Below are 7,119 nucleotides of genomic sequence, written 5' to 3'. Positions count from 1 at the left end.
GCCACGTCCACGCCCTCGCGCCCGGCGCCGAGCACGGTGCCGGGCGCGGCCCCGGCGAAGGCCGCGGCGGGCAGCGGCAGGGCGCGCCGGATCTTGAGGGGTTGCCCGGCATGGAGCGCGAAGGCGCCGGGCCATGGATCGTAGCCGCGCACCGCACGCGCGAGTTCCGCCGCGCTCATGTTCCAGTCGAGCCGCGCCTCGTCCTTCGTCAGCTTCTCTGCGTAGGTAACGGCCGACGCGTCCTGCCTGCGGGGATGCTTCTCCGGCAGCGCGTCCAGCACTTCCATCAGCGCCTCGGCTCCGAGCTTGGCGAGGCGGTCATGCAGGCTCTGGGCGGTATCGGTATCGGCGATGCGCACGCGCTTCTCCAGCAGCACGTCGCCCGTGTCCAGGCCCTTGTCCATCTGCATGATGCCGACGCCGGTCTCGGCATCCCCCGCGAGCAGGGCGCGCTGGATGGGCGCGGCGCCGCGCCAGCGCGGCAGCAGGGAAGCGTGGATGTTGAGGCAACCCAAGGGCGGGATCGCGAGCACCGAGGCGGGCAGGATCAAGCCGTAGGCCACCACCACCATCACGTCCGGGCGGGCATCCCGCAGCGCCTGCTTCGCCTCGGCTGATTTGAAGTTGTCGGGTTGATGAATCGGCGCGCCGATATCCAGCGCGCGCTGCTTGACCGGGGAAGGCGTCAGCTTGCGGCCGCGGCCCGCGGGCCGGTCCGGCTGGGTCCAAACGCCCACCAGCGCATGCGGCGAGGCCGCGATGGCGTCCAGTGCCGCGAGGGAGAACTCCGGTGTGCCGGCGAAGGCGATGCGCAGGGTTTGCATGGGACGCCGGACGGGCGGCGTCACACGGAGGTCGTGGCCTGGGAACGGCGTTCCTTGCGCTCGCGCTCTTCCTTCTCGATGCGCTTGCGGATGCGTTGGCGCTTCAGGTCCGAGAGGTAGTCCACGAACAGCTTGCCGTCGAGATGATCTATCTCGTGCTGGATGCAGACCGCCAGGAGGCCGTCGGCGTCGAACTCCATGGGGCGGCCGTCCCGGTCCCGGGCCCGCACGCGGATGCGCTCGGCGCGCTCCACGTCCTCATAGACGCCCGGCACAGAAAGGCAGCCCTCCTGCATCACCTCGGTCCCTTCCTTGGAGAGGATCTCGGGATTGATGAAGGCGAGGGGCTGGTCGCTGTCCTCGGACACGTCCACCACGATGACGCGCTCGCCCACGCCCACCTGCACCGCTGCGAGGCCGATGCCCGGGGCGGCGTACATGGTCTCCAGCATGTCGGCGATGAGCCGGCGGTGCCGGTCGGTGACCTCGGCAACGGGCTGGGCCTTGATGCGGAGCCTAGGGTCTGGGAAGTGCAGGATGTCCAGGAGCGCCATAGTGGTAAGCGTACAACAGAGCCTTATCTAAAGTTGGGGCCCGGGCCGGGGTTCTCAAGCCAGGGGGTCAAATCCTCACGCACTTTTGCATAAAAGACTGCTAAAGTTATGATACTGTTGAAAAGTCGCCCAGCGGTACCCTGAACACTGAGGGGCCGCATAGGGGTCCAAAATCGAGCCTTCGGATGGGTGTCGGGACTTTGGGCTGGGCACGCCACAGGCGAGTCGTGGAGACCGCATCGATGAACCATTATAACGTCCCCCGTTCCCTCGCGGCCGGCGCGGCCCTCGCGCTGCTCGCCGCCTGCGCCCACCACCCGACTCAGGCGCAGCAGCCCGCGGAGGCGCCCGCTCCGGCCACGGTCGCTGCTCCCGCGCCGGCCACCGCCCCGCCCCCGGCCATGCAGCCGACGGCGCCGCAGCGCTACACCGTGAAGAAGGGCGACACCCTCTGGGGTATCGCTTCGCTCTACCTCAAGGATGCCTGGGCCTGGCCCGACATCTGGTACGCGAACCCTGACATCAAGAACCCGCATCTCATCTTCCCCGGCGACGTGCTGATCCTCGGCTACAACGCTGCCGGCCGCCCGACCTTGAGCGTCGAGCGCAACGGCGTGACGGTGACCGAGACCGCGCCGGCCATGACCGCGACCGCGCCGGGCAACGCCGCGCCCGCGAACACGGTGCCGGCCTCGCCCTCGCTGCCGGTGGCCAAGCTCAGGCCGGACATCCATTACCTGCCACTGGACACCGCGGTGACCGCGATCCCGCTGGATGGCTTGCGGCCCTTCCTGTCCAAGACGCGCGTCGTGACCAAGGCCGAGCTGGAAGACGCCGGCTATCTGGTGGCGCCCTTCGAGCACGGCCCGGCCATGGGCCGCGGCGACGAGGTCTATGCCCGCGACCTCAAGCCCGACGAGGGGGGCCGCTACGAGATCTTCCGCATGGGCCAGACCTACGAGGACCCGGACAGCGGCGACACGCTCGGCTACGAGGCCACTTACATCGGCGATGCGGCGGTGGAGGCCTGGGGCGACCCGGCCAAGCTCATGATCACCGCCTCGGTGCAGGAAGCTCTCAAGGGCGACCGCTTCTTCGCCACCACCGGCGATGGCGTGGACCTCTCCTTCATGCCTCACCACCCGGGCAAGACCGTGGAAGGGCAGATCATGGCGGTGCTGGGCGGCGTGGCCCAGATCGGCCAATACCACGTGGTGGTGCTGAACCGCGGCAACGCAGACGGCGTGGACCCTGGCACGGTGCTCGGCATCTATCGCAAGGGCGAGAAGGTGCACGACTCCGACGCCGGGTTCTTCAGCAGCAGCAGCGTGACCCTGCCCACCGAGCGCACCGGCATCCTGATGGTGTTCCGCAGCTTCGACCGCGCGAGCTACGCGCTGGTGATGCAGGCCAGCCACGAGATCCACGTCGAGGATCTGGTCGGCAATCCTTGAACCGCCGGCCGGATGATGCGAGAGTAGGGACGCGCTAAGACGGGTTCATGAACGCCGGGCCCGCCATCAATACGCGGGGTCGGCCCACCTGAGGGGAAGGCGATAGACCCACAGGATGCCCTGGACTGGCTCGCGCTGATCCGCGCCCCGCGGCTCGGCTCCGCCGGCGCTCTCCGGCTGCTGCAGCACTGCGGCAGCGCGGCGGGATGCTTCACCTCCAAAGACCTGCCCGCCTCCCTCCAACTGCACCCCGAGACCCGCGCCTGGCTGCGCGCCCCTGACCGCGCCGCGGCCGAGCAGGACCTCAACTGGATACAGCGTTCCGGCGCGCGGCTGCTCACCGTCACCGACCCCGCCTACCCGCCCCTGCTCAAGCAGATACCGGACCCGCCGTTCGCGCTGTTCCTGCGCGGCGATGCGGCGCTGCTGTCCGCTCCGCAGCTCGCCATGGTGGGCAGCCGCAATCCCAGCGTGGAGGGCCGGCGCAACGCCGAGGAGTTCGCCGAGTACCTCACCCGCTGCGGCCTCGTGATCACGAGCGGCATGGCGCTCGGCATCGACGCGGCCAGCCACAAGGGCGCGCTCAAGGCCGGTCCCACGGTGGCGGTGTGGGGCACGGGTCTCGACCGTCCCTATCCGCCCCGCAACCGCGAGCTCGCCGAGGAGGTCGCGGCCAAGGGCGTGGTGGTCAGCGAGTTCCCGCCCGGCACGCCGCCCTTGCCCACGCATTTCCCGCGCCGCAACCGCATCATCAGCGGCCTCGCGGTGGGCACGCTGGTGGTGGAGGCGGCGAAGCAGAGCGGCTCGCTCATCACCGCGCGGCTCGCCAGCGAACAGGGCCGCGAGGTGTTCGCGATCCCGGGCTCCATCCACAATCCCATGGCCCGCGGCTGCCATCGCCTGCTGCGGGACGGCGCCAAGCTCGTCGAATCCGCCGCCGACATCCTCGAGGAACTGGCTCCGCTGCTGGGGCCCGGCCTAGCGGACACGCTGGGCGCCGCCTCCGGCGCGCAGGTCCCGGAGGCCGCGGGCGACGCCGCGCCGGAGGACCCGGAGTACAAGCTGCTGTTGAATTCCCTCGACTACGCCCCCACCTCGGTGGATGCCCTGGTCGAACGCACCGGTTTGACGCCTGATGTGGTTTCCTCCATGCTCCTGATGCTCGAGCTTCAGGGACACGTGGAAGCCTCTCCGGGCGGCAGATATTCCCGCGTGAACAAGAGGTCGTGACGTCATGATGAAGGAAAACGTACTCGACGTGCTCATGTACCTGTTCGAGAACTACCTGGATGACGACGACAACGAGACGGAAGCCGATCGCGAGACCCTGACGGTGGAGCTGGAGGAAGCCGGCTTCGCCAAGCACGAGATCAACCGCGCCTTCGACTGGCTTGAGAACCTGGCGCGCAACCCGCCGGACAGCGAGCCGCCCATCACCCAGCGCGACGCGCTGCGGGTGTACGCGGCGCAGGAGCTGGAGAAGCTCAGCGTGGAGTGCCGCGGCTTCATCCAGTACCTGGAGAACATCGGCATCCTGGAGGCGGCCCAGCGCGAGGTGGTGATCGACCGCATCATGGCCCTGGACGGCGCGGAGATCGACCTGGAGCAGGTGAAGTGGATCATCCTGATGGTGCTGTTCAACCGCCCCGGCCAGGAAGACGCCTACGCCCGCATGGAGGAGCTGGTGTTCGACGAGTCCATGGGCGTGATGCACTGATGGGTGAAAAACCCGCCAAGCCATGTAGAATGCGGCCTTCGCCGGGGTCAAAAGCCCCGGCGAAGAACAGGTTCCATACCTCACCCGGCTACTCGCCGGGTTTGCTTTATGCGGAACGGAGCGCGGAGTTTCGTCCGCTAAACCCATCCCTGGATGCGTCTCCGGGGATACATGTGCAAGCCCCGAACTTGCGTCCCGAAAACCTTTTGTAGTATTGCTGTATATATATGAGTGCAAACCTCGTCATCGTCGAATCCCCCGCGAAGGCCAAGACCATCAAGAAGTACCTGGGCAAGGGCTTCGAGGTGCTGGCCTCGTACGGCCACGTGCGCGACCTCGTACCGAAGGAGGGCGCGGTCGACCCGGCCAGCGACTTCACGATGAAGTACCAGCTCATCGAACGCAACGAGAAGCACGTGGATGCGATCGCCAAGGCCATCAAGAAGGCCGGCGCGCTCTATCTCGCGACCGACCCGGACCGCGAGGGCGAGGCCATCTCCTGGCATCTCACCGAGATCCTGAAGGAGAAGGGCCTGCTCAAGGACAAGGACGTGCACCGCGTGGTGTTCCACGAGATCACCCAGCGCGCGGTCTCGGACGCGGTCGCACACCCGCGCCCGCTGTCCAAGGACCTGGTGTACGCCCAGCAGGCGCGCCGCGCCCTGGATTACCTGGTGGGCTTCAACCTCTCGCCGCTCCTCTGGAAGAAGATCCGCCGCGGCCTGTCCGCCGGCCGCGTGCAGTCGCCGGCGCTGCGCCTCATCTGCGAGCGCGAGGACGAGATCGACAAGTTCAAGAGCGAGGAGTACTGGACCCTGCTCGGCCAGGCCGAGAAGAACGGCACGCCTTTCGCCCCGCGCCTCTGGCAGTTCCAGGGCACCAAGGTCGAGCAGTTCAGCTTCCGCGACGAGAAGTCGGCCAAGGGCGCCGAGAAGGCGCTGCTGAAGTCCTCGGGCGGCAAGCTCAAGGTCGCCAGCGTCGAGAAGAAGCAGCGCCGCCGTAACCCGGCCGCGCCCTTCACCACGTCGACCCTCCAGCAGGAGGCCTCGCGCAAGCTGGGCTACGGCGCCCAGCGCACCATGCGCATCGCCCAGCAGCTCTATGAAGGCATCGACCTCACCGGCGAGGGCCAGGTCGGCCTCATCTCCTACATGCGCACCGACTCAGTGAATCTCGCCGCGGAGGCGGTAGCCGAGATCCGCGACGTGATCGAGAAGCGCTTCGGCAAGGACCACCTGCCGCCGGAACCGCGCGTCTACAAGACCAAATCGAAGAACGCCCAGGAAGCCCACGAGGCCGTGCGTCCCACCTCCGCCGCCCGGGCGCCGGAGGAGATCCAGGGCAAGCTCACCGACGAGCAGCGCAAGCTCTACGAGCTCATCTGGAAGCGCACCATCGCCTGCCAGATGGAGCAGGCGGTGTTCGACACCGTGAGCGCAGACCTCGATGCCGGCGGCGACAGCCTGTTCCGGGCCTCAGGCTCGGTACTGGTGGTGCCGGGCTTCATGGCCGTGTACCAGGAAGGCAAGGACGACGCCCCGGCCGCGGCCGCGGCTCCCGCCGAGGACGACGAGGAGCACATGCTCCCGCCGCTCGTGGAGGGCGAGAGCATCACCCTCAAGGGCATCCAGTGCGACCAGCACTTCACCGAGCCGCCGCCGCGCTTCTCGGAAGCGAGCCTGGTGAAGGCCCTGGAGGAGTTCGGCATCGGCCGCCCCTCCACCTACGCCACCATTATCTCGACGCTGCAGGCGCGCGAGTACGTGGAGATGGACCGCAAGCGCTTCAAGCCCACCGACGTGGGTCGCGTGGTGGCCAAGTTCCTCACCGAGCACTTCACCCAGTACGTGGACTACGGTTTCACCGCCCTCATGGAGGACGAGCTGGACGCCGTGGCCCGCGGCGAGAAGGAGTGGGTGCCGGTGATGCACGAGTTCTGGGACCCGTTCAAGAAGCTCGTGGACCACAAGGAAGAGAACGTCTCGCGCAAGGACGTGACCACCGAAGCCCTGGACGAGGCCTGCCCCAAGTGCAGCAAGCCGCTCTCGATCCGCTTGGGACGCCGCGGCCGCTTCATCGGCTGCACCGGCTACCCGGACTGCGACTACACCCGCAACCTGGACGAGACCGCCGAGCAGGCCGCCCAGCCGCAGAAGATCGAGGGCCGCCAGTGCCCGAAGTGCAACTCGGATCTCATCATCCGCCGTGGCCGCTACGGCAAGTTCATCGGCTGCTCCGGCTACCCGAACTGCAAGCACATCGAGCCTCTGGAGAAGCCGGCCGACACCGGCGTCGAGTGCCCCGAGTGCAAGCAGGCCACCATGCTCAAGCGCAAGTCGCGCTACGGCAAGGTGTTCTACTCCTGCGCCCGCTATCCGGACTGCAAGTACGCGGTGTGGAACCTGCCGCTCGCGCAGCCCTGCCCGCAGTGCGGCTGGCCGATCCTCACGGTGAAGACCACCAAGCGCAAGGGCACCGAGCGCGTGTGTCCGCGCAAGGAATGCGGCTTCGCGGAGCCCGCGCCGGAGCTCGCCCCGCCGCCGGAAGAGACGGCGGCCCCAGCCTGAGCC

At 68.0% G+C, this 7,119-nt stretch carries 6 protein-coding genes; 4 read left to right on the top strand and 2 right to left on the bottom strand.

Features of this window, described 5'->3' with window-relative positions; translation table 11 throughout:
- Together fmt and def are read right to left on the bottom strand one after the other, a co-directional pair.
- Nucleotides 1-815: methionyl-tRNA formyltransferase (gene fmt, locus VF651_10130; GenBank protein ID HEX7966066.1), on the bottom strand; the 815-nt coding region annotated here is incomplete at its 3' end.
- A gap of 29 nt (nucleotides 816-844) precedes the next feature.
- Nucleotides 845-1,378, bottom strand: coding sequence for a peptide deformylase (gene def, locus VF651_10125; protein ID HEX7966065.1), 534 nt, complete (start codon nucleotides 1,376-1,378; stop codon nucleotides 845-847).
- A gap of 242 nt (nucleotides 1,379-1,620) precedes the next feature.
- Here def and VF651_10120 point away from each other — a divergent pair, with 242 nt between their 5' ends.
- From VF651_10120 to topA, 4 genes are all read left to right on the top strand, one after another.
- On the top strand, nucleotides 1,621-2,832 hold the full coding sequence (locus VF651_10120; protein HEX7966064.1) for a LysM domain-containing protein: 1,212 nt from the start codon (nucleotides 1,621-1,623) through the stop codon (nucleotides 2,830-2,832).
- Between the two features lie 69 nt (nucleotides 2,833-2,901).
- Nucleotides 2,902-4,062, top strand: a complete 1,161-nt coding sequence (gene dprA / locus VF651_10115) for a DNA-processing protein DprA (protein ID HEX7966063.1) — start codon at nucleotides 2,902-2,904, stop codon at nucleotides 4,060-4,062.
- A gap of 7 nt (nucleotides 4,063-4,069) precedes the next feature.
- Nucleotides 4,070-4,549, top strand: a complete 480-nt coding sequence (locus VF651_10110; GenBank protein ID HEX7966062.1) for a DUF494 domain-containing protein — start codon at nucleotides 4,070-4,072, stop codon at nucleotides 4,547-4,549.
- A gap of 227 nt (nucleotides 4,550-4,776) precedes the next feature.
- Entirely contained in the window at nucleotides 4,777-7,116 is a 2,340-nt protein-coding gene (gene topA, locus VF651_10105; GenBank protein ID HEX7966061.1) for a type I DNA topoisomerase, read from the top strand.
- The last annotated feature ends 3 nt before the right edge of the window (nucleotides 7,117-7,119 follow it).

Source organism: Gammaproteobacteria bacterium (genome assembly GCA_036383255.1).
Taxonomy (GTDB): Bacteria; Pseudomonadota; Gammaproteobacteria; order Natronospirales; family REEB76; genus DASUBN01.
Note: the sequence above shows the minus strand (reverse complement) of the source record. Positions and strands in the feature narration are given on the sequence as shown.

Bases quoted from the DNA above. Each gene is read 5' to 3' on its own strand.
- def (HEX7966065.1), bottom strand. From the start codon at position 1,378: ATGGCGCTCCTGGACATCCTGCACTTCCCAGACCCTAGGCTCCGCATC.
- VF651_10110 (HEX7966062.1), top strand. From the start codon at position 4,070: ATGAAGGAAAACGTACTCGACGTGCTCATGTACCTGTTCGAGAACTAC.
- topA (HEX7966061.1), top strand. From the start codon at position 4,777: ATGAGTGCAAACCTCGTCATCGTCGAATCCCCCGCGAAGGCCAAGACC.
- VF651_10120 (HEX7966064.1), top strand. From the start codon at position 1,621: ATGAACCATTATAACGTCCCCCGTTCCCTCGCGGCCGGCGCGGCCCTC.